21 protein-coding genes are annotated in these 22,795 nt (G+C 72.5%); 12 read left to right on the top strand and 9 right to left on the bottom strand.

Annotated elements, in window-relative coordinates; all coding sequences use genetic code 11:
* Positions 1–34: 34 nt before the first annotated feature.
* Positions 35–523 (top strand): cupin domain-containing protein, encoded by a 489-nt coding sequence (locus BLW14_RS24410; RefSeq protein ID WP_093709327.1) that lies wholly within the window; start codon positions 35–37, stop codon positions 521–523.
* 28 nt (positions 524–551) lie between these two features.
* Here BLW14_RS24410 and BLW14_RS24415 read toward each other — a convergent pair whose 3' ends face one another.
* Positions 552–917 carry a nuclear transport factor 2 family protein gene (locus tag BLW14_RS24415; RefSeq protein ID WP_093709328.1) on the bottom strand — a complete coding sequence of 122 codons (366 nt, stop codon included), beginning with the start codon at positions 915–917 and terminating at the stop codon, positions 552–554.
* 83 nt (positions 918–1,000) lie between these two features.
* On the opposite strand from BLW14_RS24415, the gene BLW14_RS24420 reads away from it, so the two are divergent.
* Entirely contained in the window at positions 1,001–1,639 is a 639-nt protein-coding gene (locus tag BLW14_RS24420) for a nucleoside/nucleotide kinase family protein (RefSeq protein ID WP_093709329.1), read from the top strand.
* A gap of 46 nt (positions 1,640–1,685) precedes the next feature.
* Here the strand turns inward: BLW14_RS24420 and BLW14_RS24425 are convergent, their stop codons facing one another.
* Complete coding sequence (locus tag BLW14_RS24425; RefSeq protein ID WP_093709330.1) at positions 1,686–2,588, bottom strand: carbohydrate kinase family protein; 903 nt, start codon at positions 2,586–2,588, stop codon at positions 1,686–1,688.
* Entirely contained in the window at positions 2,585–3,526 is a 942-nt protein-coding gene (locus BLW14_RS24430; protein ID WP_093709331.1) for a pseudouridine-5'-phosphate glycosidase, read from the bottom strand. Before BLW14_RS24430 ends, BLW14_RS24425 begins: the two co-directional genes overlap by 4 nt.
* 113 nt (positions 3,527–3,639) lie before the next feature.
* On the opposite strand from BLW14_RS24430, the gene BLW14_RS24435 reads away from it, so the two are divergent.
* On the top strand, positions 3,640–4,482 hold the full coding sequence (locus BLW14_RS24435) for a class I SAM-dependent methyltransferase (protein WP_093709332.1): 843 nt from the start codon (positions 3,640–3,642) through the stop codon (positions 4,480–4,482).
* Here the strand turns inward: BLW14_RS24435 and BLW14_RS24440 are convergent.
* The 3 genes from BLW14_RS24440 to BLW14_RS24450 form a co-directional block, all read right to left on the bottom strand.
* Positions 4,473–5,777: an MFS transporter gene (locus BLW14_RS24440; RefSeq protein ID WP_093709333.1), complete on the bottom strand. Its 1,305-nt coding sequence runs from the start codon at positions 5,775–5,777 to the stop codon at positions 4,473–4,475. The two genes, BLW14_RS24435 and BLW14_RS24440, sit on opposite strands and share 10 nt — an antisense overlap.
* A 77-nt stretch (positions 5,778–5,854) precedes the next feature.
* Positions 5,855–6,397: a methylated-DNA--[protein]-cysteine S-methyltransferase gene (locus BLW14_RS24445; RefSeq protein ID WP_093709334.1), complete on the bottom strand. Its 543-nt coding sequence runs from the start codon at positions 6,395–6,397 to the stop codon at positions 5,855–5,857.
* A gap of 40 nt (positions 6,398–6,437) precedes the next feature.
* Positions 6,438–7,394 (bottom strand): glycerophosphodiester phosphodiesterase, encoded by a 957-nt coding sequence (locus BLW14_RS24450; RefSeq protein WP_093709335.1) that lies wholly within the window; start codon positions 7,392–7,394, stop codon positions 6,438–6,440.
* A 222-nt stretch (positions 7,395–7,616) separates the two neighbouring features.
* Between BLW14_RS24450 and BLW14_RS24455 the strand changes: the two genes are divergently transcribed.
* The 5 genes from BLW14_RS24455 to BLW14_RS24475 all read left to right on the top strand — a co-directional run bounded on the left by BLW14_RS24455 (position 7,617) and on the right by BLW14_RS24475 (position 14,746).
* On the top strand, positions 7,617–8,492 hold the full coding sequence (locus BLW14_RS24455; protein WP_093709336.1) for an MHYT domain-containing protein: 876 nt from the start codon (positions 7,617–7,619) through the stop codon (positions 8,490–8,492).
* Between the two features lie 39 nt (positions 8,493–8,531).
* Entirely contained in the window at positions 8,532–10,685 is a 2,154-nt protein-coding gene (uvrB, locus tag BLW14_RS24460; protein ID WP_093709337.1) for an excinuclease ABC subunit UvrB, read from the top strand.
* Between the two features lie 146 nt (positions 10,686–10,831).
* Positions 10,832–11,410 (top strand): TerD family protein, encoded by a 579-nt coding sequence (locus tag BLW14_RS24465; RefSeq protein WP_093709338.1) that lies wholly within the window; start codon positions 10,832–10,834, stop codon positions 11,408–11,410.
* 151 nt (positions 11,411–11,561) lie between these two features.
* Positions 11,562–13,496, top strand: coding sequence for a TerD family protein (locus BLW14_RS24470; RefSeq protein WP_093709339.1), 1,935 nt, complete (start codon positions 11,562–11,564; stop codon positions 13,494–13,496).
* A gap of 266 nt (positions 13,497–13,762) precedes the next feature.
* Complete coding sequence (locus tag BLW14_RS24475) at positions 13,763–14,746, top strand: TerC family protein (protein WP_093709340.1); 984 nt, start codon at positions 13,763–13,765, stop codon at positions 14,744–14,746.
* A gap of 31 nt (positions 14,747–14,777) precedes the next feature.
* Here the strand turns inward: BLW14_RS24475 and BLW14_RS24480 are convergent, their stop codons facing one another.
* A complete protein-coding gene (locus BLW14_RS24480) occupies positions 14,778–15,434 on the bottom strand; it encodes an MBL fold metallo-hydrolase (protein WP_093709341.1) in 657 nt (218 codons plus the stop codon).
* Between the two features lie 10 nt (positions 15,435–15,444).
* A complete protein-coding gene (locus BLW14_RS24485) occupies positions 15,445–16,134 on the bottom strand; it encodes a maleylpyruvate isomerase family mycothiol-dependent enzyme (protein ID WP_093709342.1) in 690 nt (229 codons plus the stop codon).
* Between the two features lie 176 nt (positions 16,135–16,310).
* Between BLW14_RS24485 and uvrA the strand changes: the two genes are divergently transcribed.
* Both uvrA and BLW14_RS24495 read left to right on the top strand, forming a co-directional pair.
* Positions 16,311–19,334, top strand: coding sequence for an excinuclease ABC subunit UvrA (gene uvrA, locus BLW14_RS24490; protein ID WP_093709343.1), 3,024 nt, complete (start codon positions 16,311–16,313; stop codon positions 19,332–19,334).
* Between the two features lie 212 nt (positions 19,335–19,546).
* Entirely contained in the window at positions 19,547–19,975 is a 429-nt protein-coding gene (locus tag BLW14_RS24495; RefSeq protein ID WP_093709344.1) for a Rieske (2Fe-2S) protein, read from the top strand.
* Between the two features lie 57 nt (positions 19,976–20,032).
* Here the strand turns inward: BLW14_RS24495 and BLW14_RS24500 are convergent, their stop codons facing one another.
* On the bottom strand, positions 20,033–20,959 hold the full coding sequence (locus BLW14_RS24500) for a hypothetical protein (protein WP_093709345.1): 927 nt from the start codon (positions 20,957–20,959) through the stop codon (positions 20,033–20,035).
* A gap of 226 nt (positions 20,960–21,185) precedes the next feature.
* On the opposite strand from BLW14_RS24500, the gene BLW14_RS24505 reads away from it, so the two are divergent.
* Positions 21,186–21,860, top strand: coding sequence for a papain-like cysteine protease family protein (locus tag BLW14_RS24505; RefSeq protein ID WP_093709346.1), 675 nt, complete (start codon positions 21,186–21,188; stop codon positions 21,858–21,860).
* 4 nt (positions 21,861–21,864) lie between these two features.
* Entirely contained in the window at positions 21,865–22,734 is an 870-nt protein-coding gene (locus BLW14_RS24510) for a hypothetical protein (RefSeq protein WP_093709347.1), read from the top strand.
* The last annotated feature ends 61 nt before the right edge of the window (positions 22,735–22,795 follow it).

Raw genomic sequence — 22,795 nt, forward strand, 5'->3', positions numbered from 1 at the left:
AGATGTCCGTGACACCTGGAGACGGGAGAGGCCCATGAGGACCACCGCACGGCAGGGACGACGGGGGCGGCTGGGCAAGGCGCTCGTCATCGCGGGAAGCGTCGCCGCGCTCGCCTTCGTACCGACGGCGGCCGGCGCCACGCCCGGCAGCGGTGTGAGCGCCACCGTCGTGGCCGAGGGCACCTCGGTGGGCAAGCTGAAGGTGAAGGCGCCGAAGGGCCGGGCCGACGTCACCTTCCGCACCATCACCATCGCACCGGGCGGCTCCACCGGCTGGCACACCCACAGCGGTCAGCTGATCGCCGTCGTCAAGTCCGGGACACTCACCCGCACCCTGGACGACTGCTCGGTGGAGGTGTCCCCGGCGGGCACGTCCTTCATCGAGCCGTCGGGGAAGAAGCACCGCCACATCGGACGCAACCTGGGCACCGAGCCCGTCGTGCTCTGGGTGACGTACCTGCTGCCCCACGGCAGCGAACTCTCCGACGACGCCGACGCGGTGGAGTGCGGACCGGGGCAGTGACAACGACCGGGGACACCGCCCGCCGGCGTCAGCGGGCGAGTGTCTCCCCGTACGCGCCGAGGCCCGCGCTCACCAGCCCGTCGCGGAAGGTCAGCACCTCGTAGACCCGGCCGCCGATCTGGTTGCGGTAGTCGATCACCAGCGTGTCGACGCCGGCCCTGACGTCCATCACCTCGAACTCCAGGTCCGGGATGAGTTCGAGCCCGCGCTTCCAGTACGCCCGCAGTGCCTCCTTGCCGTGCACCGCCCCCGACGGGTCGCCGGTGAACCGCGCGATCATCGGCGAGCTGAACGTCACGTCCTCGTGATAGTGCGTCAGGATGCGTTCCAGATCGTGGGAGTTCCAGTCGTCCTGCCACTGCGCTGCGAACTTACGGGCGAATGCGAGATCCATGGCCACGACCGTAATCGCCGAGGCGCGTGGCGGCCGCATGTTTTCGCACGTGGCCACGGGATGAGACGGGTGATGATGGACGGGTGCGATTCGAAGCGATCTCCTGGGAACGGCTGACGGACGCGCTCGCCGCGCACGCCGACGCGCTGGAGCCCGCCGACGGCGGCCCCTGGCTGAAACTCGCCGTCGACGGCGCCCCGGCCGCCCGCCCCGGCGAACTGGCCGAGTCCGTCGCCCAGGCGCTGCGGCTGCGGGGACGCGCCGTGCTCCCCGTCTCCACCGCCGGGTTCCTGCGGCCGGCCAGCCTGCGCTACGAGTACGGCAAGCAGGACCCGGACTCGTACTTCGGCAGCTGGTTCGACACCGGAGCCCTGTGGCGCGAGGTGTTCGGCCCCTTGGAGCCCGGCGGCAGCGGGAGGGTGCTGCCCGACCTCTGGGACCCGGCCACGGACCGGGCCACGCGCAGCCCGTACGCGCACCTGCCGGAGGGCGGGGTGCTGATCCTGCACGGGCCGCTGCTGTTCGGGCACTGGTTCCCGTTCGACCTCGGCGTCCACCTGCGGCTCTCGGCCGGTGCGCTGCGGCGGCGCACGCCGGAGGACGAGCTGTGGACCCTGCCCGCGTTCCAGCGGTACGAGGACGAGGTGGCCCCCGCCGACAGCGCGGACGCGGTGGTACGCGCCGACGACCCGCACCACCCGGCCTGGACCGGACTGCGCTGAGCCCTGTGGCCGGCGCGCCCCGCGCTCCCGGTCGGCCCCGCCCCCGCTACTCGCCCGGCAACGGCGGCCGCCCGCCCACCGTCCCGACGGCCTGTGCCCCGGCCCGGCACCCCGCCGCAGCGGCCGCCGTGTCGTCCGCCCCCGCCAGCCGCGCCGCGAGGAAGCCGCCGGTGAACGCGTCGCCCGCCCCGGTCGAGTCCACGGCCCGCCCGGCCGCCTCCGCCGGAACCCGCCCGGTCACCGCGCCCCCGGAGGCCAGCAGCGCCCCGCCCTCGCCCAGCGTCACGACGACCTGGCGGGCGGGCATGCTCAACTTGGCCGCCGCGTCCGCCGGTTCGGGCAGCCCGGTGAGCAGCGATGCCTCGTCCGCGTTGGGCAGCAGCAGGTCCGCCCGCTCGGTCAGGGCGAGGAAGCGGTCGACGCCGAGACCGGCGAGGAAGCCGGCCGACGCGGGGTCCACGCTCACCGGAACGTTCCGCCGTACGGCCTCCCGCAGAGCCAGCAGTGCCGTTTCCCGGCTCGTGTCGGCGAACAGCAGATAGCCCGACAGGTGGAGGTGGGCGACCCCGTCGAGCAGCGCGGGCGACCAGTCGTCGGGGGAGAGGCGCAGCACCGCGCCGCTGTCGGTGAGAAAGGTGCGCTCCGCGGCGGCGTCCACCAGGGCCACGACGGTCGCGGTCGGCTCCTCCTCGTCCACCGCGAGCAGCCCGCGCACCCCCGCCCGCCGCAGCAGGTCCCGGTGCCAGTCCGCCGAGTCGACGCCTACCCGGGCCAGCAGCCGCACGTCCGGGCAGCCCGCGTGCACAGCCCAGCAGGCCACGTTGGCCCCCGCGCCGCCCGCCCGCGTCCGGATCACGGCGGCCGTGTCCGTGCCGTGGACCGGTGCCGATCCGTGCCGGGCGACCACATCGGTGACCACGTCCCCGACGACGAGGAGGCCGCCGCTCACCGCGCCGCCCAGGCCGTCGCGATACGGGCGGCGAGCGCCACATTGCCCCGGACCGCCGCGAGATTGGCCTCCAGCGAGGCGCCCCCGGTGTGCCGCACCAGATGGTCCAGCAGGAACGGCGTGACCGCCTGCCCCGTGATGCCGCGCTCCCGGCACGCCCCCAGCGCCTCGGCCAGCACCCGGTCGTGCAGCACGGGCTCCAACTGTTCGCCCTCCGGTACGGGGTTGGCCACGATCAGCGCCGCCTCCGGCCCGCCGAGCGCGTCCTGTGCCCGCATCACCTCCGCGACCTGCTCGGGCGAGGTCACCGTCCAGTCGACCGGCTCGCCCGAACTGCTCAGGTAGAAGCCGGGGAACGTGGCGGTGCCGTAGCCGAGCACGCCGACCCCCAGCGTCTCCAGCCGTTGTAGCGTGGCCGGGACGTCCAGGATCGACTTCACACCCGCGCAGACCACGGTGATCCCGGTACGCGCCAGCAGCCGCAGGTCCGCGGACTCGTCCTGCGTCTCGGTCCAGCCCCGGTGCACCCCGCCGAGCCCGCCGGTCGCGAAGACCCGCAGCCCGGCCCGGGCCGCCAGGAACGCGGTCGCGGACACGGTGGTCGCCCCGCTCGCCCCGCCCGCCAGCGCCGGGGCGAGGTCGCGGTGGCCCAGCTTGCGCATCCCCGGGTCCTCGGCCACCCGCTCCAGCTCGGCCTTGTCGAGCCCGACCCTGGCCCGCCCGTCCAGCACCGCCACGGTCGCGGGCACGGCCCCGGCGGACCGCACGAGCCCCTCCAGCTCCCCGGCGACCCGCAGGTTGCGGGGGCGGGGCAGGCCGTGGGCGATGATCGTCGACTCCAGGGCGACGACGGGCCGGTTCGCGGCCAGGGCGGCCCGCACCTCGGCGGAGAGCACGGGGGCGTACGGGGTGACGTCGAGGGGCGCGTTGAGTGACATGCCCACATCCCTGTCGCGGGGATGCGGGACTCAAACGTGCGCGGCCGACCCGGACCCGCCGGTGGCGCGAAGACTCCCATCAGCCTTGATCACAGCCGAGTTGGGGTCGCGTCATGCCTGCGAAGAGCCTTCCCGCCTCCACCGTGCGTCATTTCTACGACGATCTCGCCGCCGACTACGACCTCATGTACGCCGACTGGCAGGCGAGCGTCGAGCGGCAGGCCACCGCGCTCTCCGGTCTGATCGGCGCGGCGCTCGGCAACGGCGAGGGCGCCGTGTACGACGTGCTGGACTGCGCCTGCGGTATCGGCACACAGGCGCTGGGCCTCGCCGCGCTCGGACACCGGGTCACCGGCAGCGACCTGAGCCCCGCCGCGGCGGCCCGCGCCGGGCGGGAGGCGGCCGCGCGCGGCCTGGACCTGCGCACCGCGGCCGCCGACATGACGCGGCTGCCGTTCGGTGACGGCCTGTTCGACGTCGTCGTGTGCGCGGACAACTCGCTGCCGCATCTGCTCACGCCGGACGCGGTGGAGGCGGCACTCGGTGAGATGCGCCGGGTCCTGCGGCCGGGCGGCGTCCTGCTGGTGTCCACCCGGCCGTACGACCGGCTGCGCCGCGAGCGGCCCGCGTCCACGCCCCCGCAGGTCAGGGAGGAGACCACCGGCCGGGTGGTCACCTTCCAGCTGTGGCACTGGAGGCCGGACGGGGAGCGCTACGACCTGGAGCACTTCCAGCTGCTGCCCGGCGGGGACGGCGGGGAGGGGAAGAGCGGCGGGTACGAGGTGCGTACGCGCCGCACCTCGTACTGGGCCCTGTCACAGGCGCAGCTCACGGGGTTCGCGGGGCGGGCCGGTCTCACGGATGCCGCCTGGCAGGAGCCGGAGGAGTCGGGCTTCTTCCAGCCGGTGCTGGTGGCGCGCCGGCCCGCGACGGACCCAACGGCGGCTCACGCCTGACGGCTCCGGGGCGTCCGCAGGGACCGGCGCATGGCCAGTCCCGCCATCGGCAGCAGCAGACAAGCGCCCGCCAGGTTGAGCCAGCCGTAGCCCGCCTGGGAGACGATCACCCCGGCCACCACGCCGCCCACCCCGGCCGACGCGTTCATGACCAGGTCCGACAGGCCCTGCACGGCGGCGCGGGCGGGCTGCGGTACGGAGTCGGTGAGCAGCGCCGAACCAGCCACCATGCCCGCCGACCAGCCGAGCCCGAGGACGAACAGGCCGGCCGCGGTCCTGCCGTGCGCGGCGCCCGCCGTGCCGGCCAGCAGCGCGGCGCAGGCCAGCAGCCCGGCCGCGAGGCCGATGACCGAGAGCCGTCCGAAGCGGTCGGCCAGCCGGCCCATGACCGGCGAGAACGCGTACATCCCGGCGATGTGCCCGCTGATCACCAGGCCGATCAGCTGGAGGTCCGCGCCGTGGTGGCCGAGGTCCACCGGGGTCATCACCATGATCGAGACCATCGCGGTGTGCGAGACCGCCACGGTCACCAGGGCGAGCCGGGCCATCGGCGACGCCCGTACAGCGGCGAGCCCCGCCCGCAGCGAGCGGTTCCCCGCCTCCTGGTTCTCCCCGGGGGCCAGCGCCCGTGCGGTGAGCAGCGGATCGGGCCGCAGCAGCACGGCGACCACGAGCGCCGCGAGCATGAAGATGCCGGCCGCCCAGACGAACGGGCCCGCCGTCTCGGACACGGCGGTGCCCCGGAAGACCCGGCCCGCCGGGGCCGCGACGTTCGGCCCGAGCACCGAGCCGATCGTGGTCGCCCAGATGACCGTGGAGATCGCCCGGCCCCGCCGGTCCGGCTCCGCCAGGTCCGCGGCGGCGAACCGCGCCTGAAGATTGGCGGACGAACCCGCCCCGAAGCAGGCCATCCCGAGCAGCAGCAGCGGGAAGCTCCCCACCACGGTGGCCAGCACCACGAGACCCGCCCCGAAGGCGCCGATCAGATAAGCCACCACGAGACCGGGGCGGCGACCCCGCGCGGTCATCAGGGCGGCCAGCGGCAGCGACAGCAGGGCCGTGCCGGTCACCGACGCCGTGGGCGCCAGCCCCGACAGCGACTCGGAACCGCTCACCTCGGTGGCGAGCACGGGGGCCAGGGCGATGCCGATCGGCACACCGAGGCCGCCGAGTATCTGCCCGGCGATCAGGACGGCGGACGTCCTGCGGCGCAGGCGCGGCAGATCGGCCACCGTCACGGACACGGCGGCACCGTGCCCGCCCGGGGCGTCAGGGGCGTCGAGAGCGTTGGTCACCGACGCAGTGTGCCAGCGCGTACTGCCGGCGCGTACACCTGTACGAAACGGCCCGCACGGCACCCGGGGCCGACGGTTCAGAACAGCGGCTGCGGCAGGACCCCTTCCAGCGCCAGCAACTGCCGCTTCGTCTCCAGGCCCCCGCCGAAGCCGCCTATTCCGCCGTCGTTCTCCACCACCCGGTGGCACGGCACCACGACCGGCAGCGGGTTGGAGCCCATCGCCGCGCCGACCGCCTGGGCCGCGCCCGGCTGTCCGACCCGCTCGGCCAGCTCCCCGTACCCGGCGACCGCCCCGTACGGCACGCCCCGGGCCAGCTCCCGCAGCACCTCGCGGTTGAACCCGGCGGTCAGCGACCAGTCCAGGTCGAGCGAGAACTCCCGCAGCGTGCCCCCGAAGTACGCCGCGAGCTGGCGCACCGGCTCGGCCAGCCGGGCGGAACCGGGCGCCTCGACGGGCTCCGCCCCGAGCCGGGCCCGCAGCCGTCCCAGCATCCGGTCCCGTATCTCCGGGGTGGCGTGGAAGACCACGCTCACCAGCCCGGTCCCCGTCGCGGCCAGCATCAACGGACCGATGTCGCTCTCGACGACGGCCCACTCGACGACCCCATTGCTGTCCATGGCCCCACCGTACGGCCGGCCACTGACAACGGCCCCGGCGTCAGCCCTTCGTGGCCGCGCGCACCACGTCGGGGGCGTCGGTGATGATGCCGTCCACGCCCATGGCGTTCACCTTGCGCGCGGACGCCGCGTCGTCCACCACCCAGGGGTTGACCTGGAGCTTCTTGCCGTGCGGGCCCTTCAAGGCGTGCACGGCCGCCACATAGCCGCCGGACAGGCCCGACCGGGACGGGTTGATCTGGTCGGCGAACCCGGCGTACGCGGGCAGCTCCGCCGGGGCCGGGGCGCCGAGGAAGCCCGTGACCACGTCCGGGCGCAGCGCGTGCACCCTGCGCAGGCTGCCCGCCCCGAAGCTCTGGACCACCAGGCGGTCCCGGACATGGGCGCGGTCCAGCCAGCCCTCCTCGTCCAGCACCGCGAGGGTGGCCCGCTCGATCCCCGGGTAAGTCTCCGGACTCTTGAGCTCCAGCAGCAGGTTCTGCCGGTTGCGGCCGAGCCGCTCCAGGAACCGGCGCAGGGTCGGCACCCGGGTACCGGCGTACCGCGCGCCGAACCAGCTGCCCGCGTCCAGCCGGGAGATCTCGGCGGCCGTGAAGTCCTTCACCGCCCAGGGCGCCCGGTCCGGGAACACCTCCTCGGCGTTCGTCGTCCGCTTCAGGCCGGTGTCGTGCAGGACGACCGGCACCCCGTCCCTGGTGAGCTGGACGTCGTTCTCCACCCAGGCGAAGCCCAGCGCGTCGGCCCTGTCCGCGGCGACGAGCGTGTTCTCGGGTGCGTACGCGGAAGCGCCGCGGTGGGCGTAGACGCGCGGGGCGCGCGCCACGGCGCCGGCCGGGTGGCGGGCCGGGTGGCGGGCCGGGTCGGCCCGCTGCACGGCCGCCCGGGCCGCGGGGGCGTCCGGGAGCGGCGCGCCGGGGGCCGACATCAGCAGCATGCCGACGCCCATGAGCGCGGCGGTGGCGACGGAGGCGGTGGCGGTGGCGGTGCCTGCGTGCACGTGAACTCCTTGCGTCAGAGTCGCGGACGGCCCGAGCGTCCCAGCGGCCCCCGAACGGGAGACGGGCGAGGGATGACCACGGTGTGAAGGGACCGCGTCACCCACGGTCGGGCCGGTCGATAAGATGCGGCACTTCTGTTGTGTCTGTTGGGCCTTGCGCCCGGACGACAGGCCCTGGGATCGTCCTGGACCCGGGCTTGCTGCTGCGAAGGGCGTACAAGGATGCAGGGCACAATCGACGGCTTCAGCTATGGGGCGGTGACCCCGGCGGCGGCGTTCCTCATGGCGTGCCTCGGCGCGGCCCTGGGTCTGCGCTGCACCACGCGGTCACTGCGTACCGAGCGTTCCTTCAAGGCCGGCTGGCTGGCTCTCGGGGCGACCTCCATCGGTTCGGGCATCTGGACCATGCACTTCATCGCGATGGTGGGCTTCTCCGTCCACGACGTACCGATCGGCTACGACAGGCCGATCACCTTCGCAAGCCTCGCCGTCGCGATCGTCATGGTCGGCGTCGGGATCTTCCTCGTCGGGTACCGGGGCGCCACCCGCATGGCGCTGGTGACGGGAGGCACGATCACCGGGCTCGGCGTGGCCTCCATGCATTACCTCGGCATGGCCGGAATGCAGCTTGATGGGCGGTTCGAGTACGACACGGCGACCGTGTCCCTCTCCGTCGTCATCGCCGTGGTGGCCTCGACCGCCGCGCTGTGGGCCGCCGTGTCCATCCACGGCTTCCTGCCCAGCCTCGGCGCGAGCATCGTCATGGCGGTAGCGGTGAGCGGCATGCACTACACCGGCATGGCCGCGCTCCGGGTCCATCTGCACCCCTCCGCCCTCACCGCGGGCCACGCCCCCGGGGAGAGCGCCGGTTCGCTGCTGGTGCCCATGCTCATCGGACCCGCCTGCTTCCTGCTGCTGGCGGCCGTCGTGGTCATGTTCGACCCGCTGGTGGTCATGGGCACGCCCGACTGGGACGACGCCGCGGGCAGGGCCCCCGGGATCCCCGCCCAGCGTCAGGTCCCGAGCTTCGGCACGTACGCCGATCCGGCGTCCTTCCACTCCCGGCCGCGCGACGCCGTGGGCCCCGCCGACCGCTGAACCGACCCCGTTGTCAGTGGGGGGTCGTACGGTGGGTGCATGCGGCCAGTCTCGAAGATCGAACGTACGGTGGCGCCTTTCGAGGTCATCAGTCCCTATCAGCCCAGCGGCGACCAGCCCGCGGCCATCGCTGAGCTGGAGAAGCGCGTCCGCGCAGGTGAGAAGGATGTCGTGCTCCTCGGCGCGACCGGCACCGGCAAGTCCGCGACCACCGCGTGGATGATCGAGAAGCTGCAGCGCCCCACCCTGGTGATGGCGCCGAACAAGACCCTCGCCGCCCAGCTGGCCAACGAGTTCCGCGAGCTCCTGCCCAACAACGCCGTCGAGTACTTCGTCTCGTACTACGACTACTACCAGCCCGAGGCGTACGTCCCGCAGTCGGACACCTACATCGAGAAGGACTCCTCGATCAACGAGGAGGTCGAGCGGCTGCGCCACTCCGCGACGAACTCCCTGCTCACCCGCCGGGACGTCGTCGTGGTCGCCTCCGTCTCCTGCATCTACGGCCTCGGTACGCCGCAGGAGTACGTGGACCGCATGGTCCAGCTCAAGGTGGGCGAGGAGATCGACCGCGACCAGCTGCTGCGCCGTTTCGTGGAGATCCAGTACACGCGCAACGACCTGGCCTTCACCCGGGGCACCTTCCGAGTGCGCGGCGACACCATCGAGATCTTCCCGGTCTACGAGGAGCTCGCCGTCCGTATCGAGATGTTCGGCGACGAGATCGAGGCCCTGTCCACGCTGCACCCGCTCACCGGCGAGGTCATCAGCGAGGACCAGTCCCTCCACGTCTTCCCCGCCACCCACTACGTGGCGGGACCCGAGCGCATGGAGAAGGCCGTCAGCGGCATCGAGCAGGAGCTGGAGCAGCGCCTGGCCGAGCTGGAGAAGCAGGGCAAGATGCTGGAGGCCCAGCGGCTGCGCATGCGCACCACGTACGACATCGAGATGCTCCGCCAGATCGGCACCTGCTCCGGCGTCGAGAACTACTCGATGCACTTCGACGGCCGTTCCCCCGGCACCGCGCCGAACACCCTCCTCGACTACTTCCCGGAGGACTTCCTCCTGGTGCTCGACGAGTCGCACGTCACGGTCCCGCAGATCGGCGCCATGTACGAGGGCGACGCCTCCCGCAAACGGACCCTCGTCGACCACGGCTTCCGGCTGCCGTCCGCCCTGGACAACCGCCCGCTGAAGTGGGAGGAGTTCCTCCAGCGGATCAACCAGACGGTCTACCTCTCCGCCACCCCGGGCAACTACGAGCTGTCCCGGGGCGACGGATTCGTCGAGCAGATCATCCGCCCCACCGGCCTCGTCGACCCCGAGGTCGTCGTCAAGCCCACCGAGGGCCAGATCGACGACCTGGTGCACGAGATCCGGGAGCGCGCCGAGCGGGACGAACGGGTCCTGGTCACCACCCTCACCAAGAAGATGGCGGAGGACCTCACCGACTACTTCCTGGAGCTCGGCATCCAGGTCCGCTACCTCCACAGCGACGTCGACACGCTGCGCCGCATCGAGCTGCTGCGGGAGCTGCGCTCCGGCGAGTACGACGTGCTGGTCGGCATCAACCTCCTGCGCGAGGGCCTCGACCTCCCCGAGGTGTCGCTCGTGGCGATCCTGGACGCCGACAAGCAGGGCTTCCTGCGCTCGGGCACCTCACTGATCCAGACCATCGGCCGCGCGGCGCGCAACGTCTCGGGCCAGGTGCACATGTACGCGGACAAGGTCACCCCGGCCATGGCCCAGGCCATCGACGAGACCAACCGCCGCCGCGAGAAGCAGATCGCCTACAACACCGAGCGCGGCATCGACCCGCAGCCGCTGCGCAAGAAGATCAACGACATCGTCGCCACGATCGCGCGCGAGGAGGTCGACACCGAGCAGCTGCTCGGCACCGGCTACCGCCAGGCCAAGGAGGGCAAGGCGCCCGTGCCCTCCCTCGGGAAGCACGCGGTCCCGGGCGACGGCAAGGCGGCGACGGCCGGGAAGTCCGCGAAGGGCAAGGCCCGGGACGCCGCGGCGGTCACCGACCGCCCCGCCACCGAACTGGCCGGGATCATCGAGGAGATGACGGACCGGATGCGGGCCGCCGCGGCGGACCTCCAGTTCGAGGTCGCCGCCCGGCTGCGCGACGAGGTGGGGGAGCTGAAGAAGGAGCTGCGCCAGATGCGCGAGGCCGGTCTGGCCTGACCGGCCGGGGGGTTCGGACGGCACGGGCCGGATGTTGCAGGACCGACACAAAACGGCCCAGGCCCTCCGCGCGGGTGACACCACTGCGTAGGGTGCTGGGCAACCGCACAAGGACGGTTGCGGGGAAAGCGGAGAGGGGACAGCGCGTGACGGTCAATATGACCAAGGGTCAGGCCATCAGCCTGCAGAAGAGCGACGGGGGGACCCTGACCGCGGTACGGATGGGGCTCGGCTGGCAGGCGGCACCGCGCCGCGGTCTGTTCGGCTCGCGCACCCGGGAGATCGACCTGGACGCCTCGGCGGTCCTGTTCGCCGACAAGCAGCCGGTGGACGTCGTGTTCTTCCGGCACCTCACCAGCGACGACGGCTCCGTGCGGCACACCGGGGACAACCTCGTGGGCGGCGCCGGCTCCGGCGGCGACGACGAGGCGATCCTCGTGGACCTCCAGCGGGTGCCGGTCCACATCGACCAGATCGTCTTCACGGTGAACTCCTTCACCGGCCAGACGTTCCAGGAGGTGCAGAACGCCTTCTGCCGCATCGTGGACGAGACCAACGGCCAGGAGCTCGCCCGCTACACGCTGGACGGCGGCGGTCAGTACACCGCGCAGATCATGGCGAAGGTGCACCGCGCGGGCAACGCCTGGAAGATGACCGCCATCGGCTCCCCGGCCAACGGCCGCACCTTCCAGGACCTCATGCCGGCGATCCTGCCGCACCTGTAGAAGCACACCCGGACCGCGAGGTCCGTATCGCGGTACGCGCGCAGCTCCCGGAGGCATCGGCCGCCGGGAGCTGCCCGTATCGCGGCACCACCGCACCACCCAGAGCAGAGACACAGCGCGCACAGCGGCAATTCGTCGAGGGGACACGGCAATGACGGCCGAGCTGGTCCGGGGGCAGAACCACACCTTGCCCCAGACCCGTCTGGAGATCCGGATATCGGCCGGGACGCCCGTCGTGGCCGGTGCCACGCTCGGCGACGAGAACGGCAGGGTCGCCGGAGTCGAGTGGATCGCCCACCCGGGCTCGCCGCAGCTGCACGGCCTCGAAGTCTCCCGGCAGGCCGCCGCCGACCACCGGCTCGCCGTCGACCTCGACGCCCTGCCCGACGGGGTCCACCGGGTCACGGTGCTGCTGGCCCTCCCGCTGGACGCGGGCGGCCCGGCCCGCTTCGGGGCCGTCGCCTCGCCCTTCGTCGCGGTCACCGGCCTCGACGGCGCCGAGATCGCCACGTTCACGCTGACCGGGCTCGACAGTGAGTCCGCGGTCGCCGCCCTGGAGCTGTACCGCCGGCAGGGCGCCTGGAAGGTCCGCGCGGTCGGCCAGGGGTACGCGGGCGGTCTCGCCGCCATGCTCGCCGACCAGGGCGTGGACCGGGCCGCCGAGCTCGCCGGGACGATCCAGGAGGCCGTCGCCCGCGGCCTGGCCCGTTCGGTGGCCCCGCCGCCGCCCCGCACCCCGGAGGGCGACCGCGTCAGGCACGCGCAGGCCCCGGCCTCCGCGCCGGGCAGCGGCCAACCGTCCGTCCCGCCGGCTCCGCCCGCGACGCCCCCGCAGCCCGAGCCGCTCGCCGAACCGGCCGCCCCGGGCCCGATCAACTACGCGCACCCGCGCCGGCAGTCCACCGCGCCGCCGCCGCCTCCCGCCGCGCCCCCGGCCCAGCCCGGGCAGCCCGCCCAGCCCGTCGCCGGTGACGCGACCGGCTGGTCCATGGACGAGCGCCTGTACAACCAGGTGTGGGGCATGTTCGAGGACCTGGCCCGGGCCGCCGCCGCGTACCGCAGCGCCGTCGACTTCGCCGAGTCCCGGATGGACCAGGAGCTCGAGCGGACCCTGTCCGACCCGCGCAGCCGCATCGGCGGTGCGGGCGACCGGGCCCGCGAGGAGGCCCGCGCCAAGCGCGACGAGCTGACCGCCCGCGCCCGTGAGTCGCTGGACCGCGACCTCACCCAGCTCGCCGCCGAGTCCGCCGTCGTGGAGCCCGCGCTCCCCGCGCCCTACGCGGGCTGGGACAACCCCGTCTGGCACGGCTACCGGGTGCCGATGGAGATCCCCATGGCGCTGCGGATCGGCGACCTCCATCTGCCGGAGAGCGCCGACCTGCGCATCCCGTTGCTCGTGCGGCTGCCGCTGGAGCGGGGCATGTGGATCGACAGCGGGCGCACCGCCTCCGAGGCCGCCGCGCTCGCCGGCGCGGACCAGCTGCGCAGGCTCGCGATGGAGACCGCCGTGCTGCACGCGGCCCGGCTGCTGGCCGTCTACCCGCCGAACGAGTTCACGGTCCACGTCATCGACCCGGCCGGTTCGGCCGCCGGGCCGCTCGACCCGCTGGTCCGCTCCGGGGTCCTGCCTTCGCCGCCGGCGACCGGCGCGCAGGGCGTCTCCTCGGTCCTCGCCCACCTCACCCGCCGGGTCGACCTGGTGCAGATGGCGATCCGGGCCGGTGCCGCCGACTCGCTGCCGCCGGACCTGGACCCGGCCGAGCAGCTGCTGATCGTCAACGACTTCCCGCACGGCTTCGACGACCGCGCGGTCACCCAGCTGCGCTACCTCGCCGACGAGGGGCCCTCGGTGGGCGTGCACCTGATGATGGTCGCGGACCGGGAGGAGGCGTCCGAGTACGGCCCGATCCTCGACCCGCTGTGGCGCTCGCTGCTGCGGGTCACCCCGGTCGCCGACGACCATCTGGCCGACCCCTGGGTCGGTCACGCGTGGACGTACGAACCGCCGCGGACGCCGCCGGGCAGCGCGGTCCTGGACGAGGTGCTGGCCCGGGTGGCCCACGCTCGCCGCACCGGGCACCGCTGAGCCGCCGGGCCCCGTAAACCCTTCGGTAAAACGCCCCTGACCTGCGATTTTGGAGATCCTTTAGGTTTCTCTTTACCTTTCCTTGGTATTTCCTGTACCGTTCATGGAGCGGAGGGGAGTACTCCCATACGCGGCGTTCCCGTCAGTACGGACCGTGACCGGTCCCGGGGCGCCGGCCTCGGCGCGCAGCCCGCGCGCCCGGGTGGAAGAGACCTCCGGCAGCGACGACGCTGATCAGTAGCCCGTAGCGAACTGCCGGAGGCGCAGTGGACGTTTCATGGACCCTCTGGGCGCTGACCATCATTGGTCTGTGCGCCCTCATCGCCGTCGACTTCTTCATCGGGCGCAAGCCCCATGACGTGTCGACCAAGGAAGCCGGTATCTGGACGATCGTCTGGATCGTGCTGGCCGCCCTCTTCGGACTCGGGCTGCTCGTGGCCGGCGAGACCCAGGCCTCGGGCGAGTTCTTCGCCGGCTACATCACCGAGAAGTCGCTCAGCGTCGACAACCTCTTCGTCTTCGTGCTGATCATGGCGAAGTTCTCGGTTCCCTCCCACCTCCAGCAGCGGGTGCTGCTGATCGGCGTGCTGATCGCGCTGGTGCTGCGGGCGATCTTCATCGCCGCCGGCGCCGCGGTCATCGCCAACTTCTCGTGGGTCTTCTACATCTTCGGCGCGTTCCTGATCTACACCGCCTGGAAGCTCATCCAGGAGGCGCGGGCCGACGAGGAGGACGAGGAGTTCGAGGAGAACCGCCTCCTGAAGAACATCGAGCGCCGCTTCGGCGTCGCCGACCGGTACCACGGCACCAAGCTCTTCATCCGCAACAACGGCAAGCGCGTCCTGACCCCGCTGATGGTCGTCATGCTCGCCATCGGCACCACGGACGTGCTGTTCGCGCTGGACTCCATCCCCGCGATCTTCGGCCTCACCCAGGACCCGTACATCGTCTTCACCGCCAACGCCTTCGCCCTGATGGGTCTGCGGCAGCTGTACTTCCTGATCGGCGGGCTGCTGAAGAAGCTGGTCCACCTCAGCTACGGCCTGTCGGTGATCCTCGGCTTCATCGGGGTCAAGCTGGTGCTGCACGCCCTGCACGAGTCCGGGGTGCATGTCCCCGAGATCTCCATCCCGGTCTCGCTCGGCGTCATCTGCGGGGTGCTGGTCATCACCACGATCACGAGCCTGATGGCCACCAGGAAGCAGGACCGGGCCGAGGCCCGGGAGGAGAAGACCGGGGACCGCGTCTAGCGGTCCGCGTGCGGGCGGACGGCCCCGCCGCTCACCAGCCCCGGGCGCGCCACTCGGGCAGGTGGGGCCGTTCGTCCCCGAGCGTGGTGTCGCGCCCGTGGCCCGGATAGACCCAGGTCTCGTCGGGCAGCGGGGCGAAGAGCTTGGTTTCCACGTCGTGCAGCAGGTTCGCGAACGCCTCGGGGTCCTTGTGCGTGTTGCCGACGCCGCCGGGGAAGAGGCAGTCCCCGGTGAACAGGTGCGGGGCCCCGTGCGGGTCGTCGTACAGGAGCGAGATCGACCCCGGGGTGTGCCCGGTCAGGTGGCGGGCGGTGAGCGCCACCTCGCCCACCCGGATCGTGTCGCCGTCCTCGACGAGGACCTCCGTCGGCACCTCGATGCCCTCGGCGTCGTACCGCCCCGCGTAGGTGCGGGCCCCGGTCGCCGCGACGACCTCACCCAGCGCCCGCCAGTGGTCGCGGTGCCGGTGGGTGGTGACGACGGAGACGATCGAGTCGTCACCGATCAGCCGCAGCAGCGTCCCGGCCTCGTCGGCCGCGTCGATCAGCAGCTGCTCGCCGGTGGCCCGGCAGCGCAGCAGGTAGGCGTTGTTGTCCATCGGGCCGACGGCGACCTTCGAGATCATCAGATCCGTCAGTTCGTGCACATCGGCGGGCCCGCCCACCCTCACCGCTCCGCTGTACGTCATGTCCGTCAGCCTATAGCGGGGGCAGCGCCGGAAGCGTTCCGCCTTCGACCGTCAGGGCCGAACCGTCGCGCCGCCCGCTGAGCCACCCCAGCAGCTCGGGCGCCGTGCCCCGGACGGCGACGGCCCCGCCCGCAGCGCCGCCGCCGGTCGTCCAGGAACCTCCGCTTCCGTCGGCGAGCTCCGTCGTCACGACCTCCGGATGCCCGGCGAACCGCTCGGCCAGGAAGTCGATCTCCCGCGCGGTGAACTCGTCCGGCAGGTCCTCCAGCTCGTAGCCCACGTCCAGGTCGACGTGGTGCATCTCCACCTCGACGCGGCGCCGGAAGGGCACGCGCGAGGCCGAGTCCGTCACACCGTTGCGCAGGGTCACCGTGCGCGACCAGTCCGCGGGCTCGGCCGCCGCCTCGACGAAACGGGCGGCGGTCGCGGTCAGGTCGGCCAGCTGCGCCTCCCGGGAGCGGGGGGCGTCCCGCTCGATGTCGCGGTCCCGGGTTTCGCTGTCTGCGTACATCGGCAGGCCCCGGAGAACATTTGCGAGCGCGTCGGCGTTACGACATAGGTGCGCGACGACATGGCCGCGGCTCCAGCCCGGCAGCCGTGACGGCTCGGCGAGTGCCGCGTCGTCCAGTTTTCCGGTCGCTCCCAGCAGCCGATCGGTCGCTTCCCGGAGTGCTGCCAGGTCGTGCGCATGATCAGTCATGGGGCCGAGCCTAGCCCCGGCCACTCGTTCGGGTGAAGGAGTCATCAGCCGTCCGCAATTCGAATGTGCGTGCTATACGCTCGAAGTCGAAAGCTTCGTACACCGCTGTGGCGCCCCCCATAACCTGGGCCAGGGGCTCAGTTCCCCCGTTTCTCTCCAGAAAGGTGCGGACCGGCGTGGCCGACCGTCTCATCGTCCGTGGCGCTCGCGAGCACAACCTCAAGAACGTCTCGCTCGACCTCCCCCGCGACTCCCTCATCGTCTTCACCGGGCTCTCCGGGTCGGGCAAGTCGTCGCTCGCGTTCGACACGATCTTCGCCGAGGGCCAGCGGCGCTACGTGGAGTCGCTCTCCTCGTACGCCCGGCAGTTCCTCGGCCAGATGGACAAGCCGGACGTCGACTTCATCGAGGGTCTGTCGCCCGCCGTCTCCATCGACCAGAAGTCGACCTCGCGCAACCCGCGCTCGACGGTCGGCACCATCACGGAGGTCTACGACTACCTCCGGCTGCTCTTCGCCAGGATCGGCAAGCCGCACTGCCCCGAGTGCCACCGCCCGATCTCGCGCCAGTCGCCGCAAGCCATCGTGGACAAGGTCCTCGGCCTGCCCGAGGGCAGCCGCTTCCAGGTGCTCTCGCCACTGGTGCGCGAGCGCAAGGGCGAGTTCGTCGACCTGTTCTCCGACCTCCAGACCAAGGGCTACAGCCGCGCCCGGGTGGACGGCGCGACCATCCAGCTCTCCGAGCCGCCCGTGCTCAAGAAGCAGGAGAAGCACACCATCGAGGTGGTCATCGACCGCCTCACCGTGAAGGACAGCGCCAAGCGCCGGCTGACGGACTCCGTCGAGACCGCGCTCGGTCTCTCCGGCGGCATGGTCGTGCTCGACTTCGTCGACCTCCCCGAGGACGACCCCGAGCGCGAGCGGATGTACTCGGAGCACCTCTACTGCCCGTACGACGACCTCTCCTTCGAGGAGCTGGAGCCCCGCTCCTTCTCCTTCAACTCGCCGTTCGGCGCCTGCCCCGACTGCACCGGCATCGGTACGCGCATGGAGGTCGACCCGGAGCTGATCGTCCCGGACGAGGAGAAGTCCCTCGACGAGGGCGCGATCCACCCCTGGTCCCACGGCCACACCAAGGAGTACTTCGGCCGCCAGATCAACGCCCTGGCCGAAGCCCTCGGTTTCCGTACGGACATCCCCTGGGCGGGGCTGCCGCAGCGCGCCAAGAAGGCCCTGCTGCACGGCCACAAGATCCAGACCGAGGTCCGCTACCGCAACCGGTACGGGCGCGAGCGCGCCTACACCACCCCGTCCTTCGAGGGCGCCGTCCAGTTCGTCAAGCGGCGGCACTCCGAGGCCGAGAGCGACTCCAGCCGGGAGCGCTTCGAGGGGTACATGCGCGAGGTCCCGTGCCCGACCTGTGAGGGCACCCGGCTCAAGCCGATCGTCCTCGCGGTCACGGTGATGGAGAAGTCCATCGCCGAGGTCGCCGCGATGTCGATCAGCGAGTGCGCCGAGTTCCTCGGCCGCCTCAAGCTGAACGCCCGGGACAAGAAGATCGCCGAGCGGGTCCTCAAGGAGGTCAACGAGCGGCTGAAGTTCCTGGTCGACGTCGGCCTGGACTACCTCTCGCTGAACCGCGCGGCCGGCACCCTGTCCGGCGGCGAGGCCCAGCGCATCCGGCTCGCCACGCAGATCGGCTCCGGCCTCGTCGGCGTGCTCTACGTGCTCGACGAGCCCTCCATCGGGCTGCACCAGCGCGACAACCACCGGCTGATCGAGACCCTGGTCCGCCTCCGCGACATGGGCAACACGCTCATCGTCGTGGAGCACGACGAGGACACCATCAAGGTCGCCGACTGGGTCGTGGACATCGGCCCCGGCGCCGGTGAGCACGGCGGCAAGGTCGTGCACTCCGGCTCGCTCAAGGAGCTGCTGGCCAACGACAAGTCGGTCACCGGGCAGTACCTCACCGGCAAGCGGTCGATCCCCGTGCCCGACGTGCGGCGGCCCGTGGACCCCTCGCGGCTGCTCACGGTGCACGGCGCCCGGGAGAACAACCTCCGGGACATCGACGTCTCCTTCCCGCTCGGCGTGCTGACCGCCGTCACCGGCGTCTCCGGCTCCGGCAAGTCGACGCTGGTCAACGACATCCTCTACACCCACCTGGCCCGCGAGCTGAACGGCGCCAAGTCGGTGCCCGGCCGGCACACCCGGGTCGACGGGGACGACCTCGTCGACAAGGTGGTCCACGTCGACCAGTCGCCCATCGGCCGTACGCCCCGGTCCAACCCGGCCACGTACACCGGTGTCTTCGACCACGTCCGCAAGCTGTTCGCGGAGACGATGGAGGCCAAGGTCCGCGGCTATCTGCCGGGCCGGTTCTCCTTCAACGTCAAGGGCGGCCGCTGCGAGAACTGCTCCGGCGACGGCACCATCAAGATCGAGATGAACTTCCTGCCCGACGTGTACGTGCCGTGCGAGGTCTGCCACGGCGCGCGGTACAACCGGGAGACCCTGGAGGTCCACTACAAGGGCAAGTCCATCGCCGAGGTGCTCGACATGCCGATCGAGGAGGGCCTGGAGTTCTTCGAGGCCGTCCCCACCATCGCGCGCCACCTGCGCACGCTCAACGAGGTCGGCCTCGGCTACGTACGGCTCGGCCAGTCCGCGCCGACGCTCTCCGGCGGTGAGGCCCAGCGGGTCAAGCTCGCCAGCGAGCTCCAGAAGCGCTCCACCGGCCGCACGGTCTACGTCCTGGACGAGCCGACCACCGGTCTGCACTTCGAGGACATCTCCAAGCTGATCAAGGTGCTGTCCGGCCTGGTCGACAAGGGGAACTCGGTGATCGTCATCGAGCACAACCTCGACGTCGTCAAGACCGCGGACTGGGTCGTGGACATGGGCCCCGAGGGCGGCAGCGGCGGTGGCCTGGTCATCGCCGAGGGCACCCCGGAGTACGTGGCCGGTGTCCCCGCCAGCCACACCGGGAAGTTCCTCCAGGACATCCTGGACGCCGACCGGATCGGCGAGGCCGCCGTGCCCGGTGCCCGCAAGCCCGCGGGCAGGAAGGCCGTGAAGAAGACGGCCGCCGCGAAGCCGGCCTCCGCGAAGACGGCGACGGCCAGGGCGTCCGCGGCGAAGAAGACGGCCGCCAAGAAGCCCGCCGCCAAGAAGACGGCACGGGCCCGCAAGGCCTGACACCGGGCATCCGGTCCGAGGTGGCGGTCCCCTCCGCGGGGGCCGCCACCTCGCCGCGTTCCCGCCCCCGACCTGCCACGACCCGGCCGGGGCGGCCCGCGCGCGGAGGCGTCCTTCCGCGCCGGTATCGTCGGTTACGTCACCGATGCCGCCGCCGCCCCGGGCAGCTCCGGCACGGTTTCCCCTGTGACGCCTCGACCCGTGGAGACCGCATGTCCGGCCAGCCCGCCGCCCGCCGCACCGTGCTGAAGGGCGCCGCTCTCGCGGGCGTCGCCGGGCTGGGAGCGGCCGCCTGCTCGACCGACTCGAAGCTCGGCCACGCCCAGACGCCGACCCCCACCGCGCCCGTCGAGCTCGGCACCCCGGACGAGATCCCCGTCGGCGAGTCCAAGCTCTACCGGGAGCAGCGCGTCGTCGTGACCTGCCCGGCCAAGGGCGAGTTCAAGGCGTTCAGCGCCCAGTGCACCCACGCCGGCTGCCTGCTGGACCGGGTCGAGAAGAACGAGGGACACTGCCCCTGCCACGGCAGCCTCTTCGACACGACGACCGGCAAGGCCGTGCACGGCCCCGCCACCGTGCCGCTGCCGGCCGTCCCGGTCCGCGTCGAGGGCGGAAAGCTGATCGCCGGCCCCAAGGCCTGAAGCGCCGAGCCCGCCGCCGAGCCCCCGGTCGCGGGCCCGCCCCCTGCGGGCCGCCGCCTACTCCCAGTCCCAGTCGATGCCGACCAGCCCCGGCCGCACCCCCTGCTCCACCAGATGCACCGTGCGGTGCCGGCCGGTCAGCGTGAGGTCCGCCCGCGCGCCCCGGGGCGCGCCCGCCGACGCCTGGGCGAAGCTGCGGCACCGCACCGGCAGCGCCTCCTCGTCGAAGCCGACCTGGAGCACGTACTGCCCGCCGCCGAAGGTGAAGCCGCGCATGTACTCGTCGCAGGGCCCGCCCGTACCGTCCTCGAAGCCGTAGCCGAACAGGTACGTGTCGCCCGCCCGAAGCCGGGTGTCGAAGAGCAGCTCGGCGACCAGCACCCCCGTCTCCCCGTCCCAGCGGATCCGGCCCGTCCGGCAGTTCTCCCGGGCACGCACCGCCACCCGCGCCGGATCGCAGCCCGGGTCGCCGACGTACACCGCGAGGTAGCGGTCGATGCCGTCGCGGTGCGCGCGCACCACGTGCTGGGAGGCCCGGTGCTGCATCTGGCGGCCGGGCCCGATCCTTACCCGCTCCTGGTGCCCCACCGTGTGCAGCCCGCCGTCCGCCGGTGACTCCATCCCCGCGAGCAGCCGCTCCACCGCCCCGGACGCCTCCACCAGCGAGCGGTAGCTGCGGGCGGGCGGACGGTCGGCCTCCGGGCGGGGCTCCTCGGCGCCCAGCAGCCCGAGCAGCGAGTTCACCGGCAGCTCCAGGACCTCCTCCAGGACCTTCACGGCGCGCAGCGACTCCGCACGCTGCGGGCGCCGGGCGCCCTGCTGCCAGTAACTCAGGCTCGTCACACCGACGTTGACCCCGCGGTGCGCGAGATGATGCCGGACCCGCTGGAGCGGCAGCCCGCGCACCGACAGGGCGGTGCGCAGGGCCAGGTGGAACGGGCCGGTGTGCAGCACCTGCGCCAGTTCGGCCTCGGTGTGCCGCATGGGTCCTCCAGGTGAACGTTCACGCCGGCCGGGCACGGGGCCGCGCCGGCGGGTGCCGGTCCGCAGGTGGTCGGGGGCGCGCGTTCACACCGGGGCCCCTGGTGTTCACACCGCGGTGTTCACCCGCATTCAAGCGTGTTGACCCGTCCCCGACAACGGTTGATGCTCCTCGACAGCGTCCGGACGCGCTCCTAGGAACCCCCACCCCCCGCCCGGGAGGAACCCCATGCGCAACCGAAGAATCCGGTCCGCCCGGATTTCGGTGACAGCCGTACTCGCCGCCATGCTGCTCGCCGCACCCACGGCGACCGCCACCGCCGCCGACCAGCCCCGCACCGCCACCAGCGCGTTCCAGGGCCGCACCGCCACCGCCGCAGCGGTCCCCGACGGCACGGCGGCTGCGCCGACGGCCGCCTTCGCCGCCACCAAGCGGCTGAACATCACGATGCAGGCGCAGCAGAAGACCAACTGGTGCTGGGCCGCGTCCGGCAACACCATCGCCACCTGGTACGGCCGCAACTACAGCCAGAACGAGTTCTGCAACGCCGCCTTCAACCGAGCCCAGGGCTACGAGTGCCCCAACTCGCAGGCCGCGCTCGACAACGTCCAGAACGCGCTGTACTGGGCGGGCATCAGCCCCGGCTCGTACGTCAACGGCTGGCTGCGCTACCCCACCGTGCAGGCCGAGATAGCCGCCGGACGCCCGGTGGAGACCCGGATCCAGTGGTCCTCGGGTGGCGGCCACATGCACGTCCTCTACGGCTACGACGACGCCAACAGTCTCGTCTACTGGGGCGACCCGTGGCCCTCCAGCAACCGCTACAACTGGGCCTCGCACTCCTGGTACGTGAACAACAGCGAGTTCTCCTGGACCCACTCGCTCTACCGGATCGGGGCGTGACGGCATGATCTCCACCAGTTCCCCGGCCCGTTCCGTCGCCGCCGCCCTGGCCGCCGCCGGTGTGCTCGCCGGCGCGGCCCTGCTCGGCTCCGCCCCGCAGGCCGCGGCCGCCGACGGTCCGGCTTCCGGCCCCGCGGCCCTGGCCGCGGCCCACGAGGCGGCCACCGACGCCACCACCCTGGACACGCTGTCCCGGTTCTTCGCCCGCGAGGGCGCCGTCACCGAGAAGGCCGCCGCACCCCGCATCGAGGGCGCCGCCGTGCCCGTACGCACCCTGTCGGCGCGGTTCGTCGCGGGGGAGCCGGGTGCCGCCGTCGCGTCCCTGGACTACCTGGCCAGCACCGCGGTCTCCTCGGACGGGCAGAAGGCGTCCCTGTGGACCCTGCCCGGGGCCGGCAAGGACGGCGACTGGCAGGTGGTGAACATCGCCACCGGCGACGACGAGGCCCGCTACACCGCGGCGGGCGCCCGCAAGCTGCCCGGCGGGACCGTCTTCCACGAGCCCCAGATCGACGCCTGGTACGTGCAGAAGGGCGACCGGGTCCTCCCGCTCGACCAGGACGCCGTCCGGGCGGTCGGCAAGCAGGGGACGACCCTGTCCGCGTACCGCACCCGGGTCCACGCGGCCTACGCCGACAAGCTCCCCGGCTCCGCCTACGCCCGCAAGGGGGAGGCGGGCGGCTACGGGCCCGCGGCGAAGGAGGGCTCCGGCCCCGCGGCGAAGGAGGGCTCCGGCCCCGCCATCGCCGCGACCTCCACCACCGGGACCGCGCTGACCGCCGGTTCCCTGGCGGCCGCGGGCGGCGCCCTCGCCGTGCTCGCCCTGTGCGGCGTCACCGCGCTGCGCCTCAGGAGCCGCCGCCGGACCGGCTGACCCGCCGGCCCCACGACCCCGTGCCCCGGGACAGGTGCTCCCCATCCCTGTCCCGGGGCGC

The organism is Streptomyces sp. 2131.1 (genome assembly GCF_900105515.1).
In the GTDB taxonomy this organism is placed as follows: Bacteria; Actinomycetota; Actinomycetes; order Streptomycetales; family Streptomycetaceae; genus Streptomyces; species Streptomyces drozdowiczii.

Excerpts from the sequence above, each read along its gene's own strand:
- BLW14_RS24410 (WP_093709327.1), top strand. The coding sequence starts at position 35 with ATGAGGACCACCGCACGGCAGGGACGACGGGGGCGGCTGGGCAAGGCG.
- BLW14_RS24415 (WP_093709328.1), bottom strand. The coding sequence starts at position 917 with ATGGATCTCGCATTCGCCCGTAAGTTCGCAGCGCAGTGGCAGGACGAC.
- BLW14_RS24430 (WP_093709331.1), bottom strand. The coding sequence starts at position 3,526 with ATGTCACTCAACGCGCCCCTCGACGTCACCCCGTACGCCCCCGTGCTC.
- BLW14_RS24435 (WP_093709332.1), top strand. The coding sequence starts at position 3,640 with ATGCCTGCGAAGAGCCTTCCCGCCTCCACCGTGCGTCATTTCTACGAC.
- BLW14_RS24445 (WP_093709334.1), bottom strand. The coding sequence starts at position 6,397 with ATGGACAGCAATGGGGTCGTCGAGTGGGCCGTCGTCGAGAGCGACATC.
- BLW14_RS24455 (WP_093709336.1), top strand. The coding sequence starts at position 7,617 with ATGCAGGGCACAATCGACGGCTTCAGCTATGGGGCGGTGACCCCGGCG.
- uvrB (WP_093709337.1), top strand. The coding sequence starts at position 8,532 with ATGCGGCCAGTCTCGAAGATCGAACGTACGGTGGCGCCTTTCGAGGTC.
- BLW14_RS24470 (WP_093709339.1), top strand. The coding sequence starts at position 11,562 with ATGACGGCCGAGCTGGTCCGGGGGCAGAACCACACCTTGCCCCAGACC.
- BLW14_RS24480 (WP_093709341.1), bottom strand. The coding sequence starts at position 15,434 with ATGACGTACAGCGGAGCGGTGAGGGTGGGCGGGCCCGCCGATGTGCAC.
- BLW14_RS24485 (WP_093709342.1), bottom strand. The coding sequence starts at position 16,134 with ATGACTGATCATGCGCACGACCTGGCAGCACTCCGGGAAGCGACCGAT.
- BLW14_RS24495 (WP_093709344.1), top strand. The coding sequence starts at position 19,547 with ATGTCCGGCCAGCCCGCCGCCCGCCGCACCGTGCTGAAGGGCGCCGCT.
- BLW14_RS24500 (WP_093709345.1), bottom strand. The coding sequence starts at position 20,959 with ATGCGGCACACCGAGGCCGAACTGGCGCAGGTGCTGCACACCGGCCCG.
- BLW14_RS24505 (WP_093709346.1), top strand. The coding sequence starts at position 21,186 with ATGCGCAACCGAAGAATCCGGTCCGCCCGGATTTCGGTGACAGCCGTA.
- BLW14_RS24510 (WP_093709347.1), top strand. The coding sequence starts at position 21,865 with ATGATCTCCACCAGTTCCCCGGCCCGTTCCGTCGCCGCCGCCCTGGCC.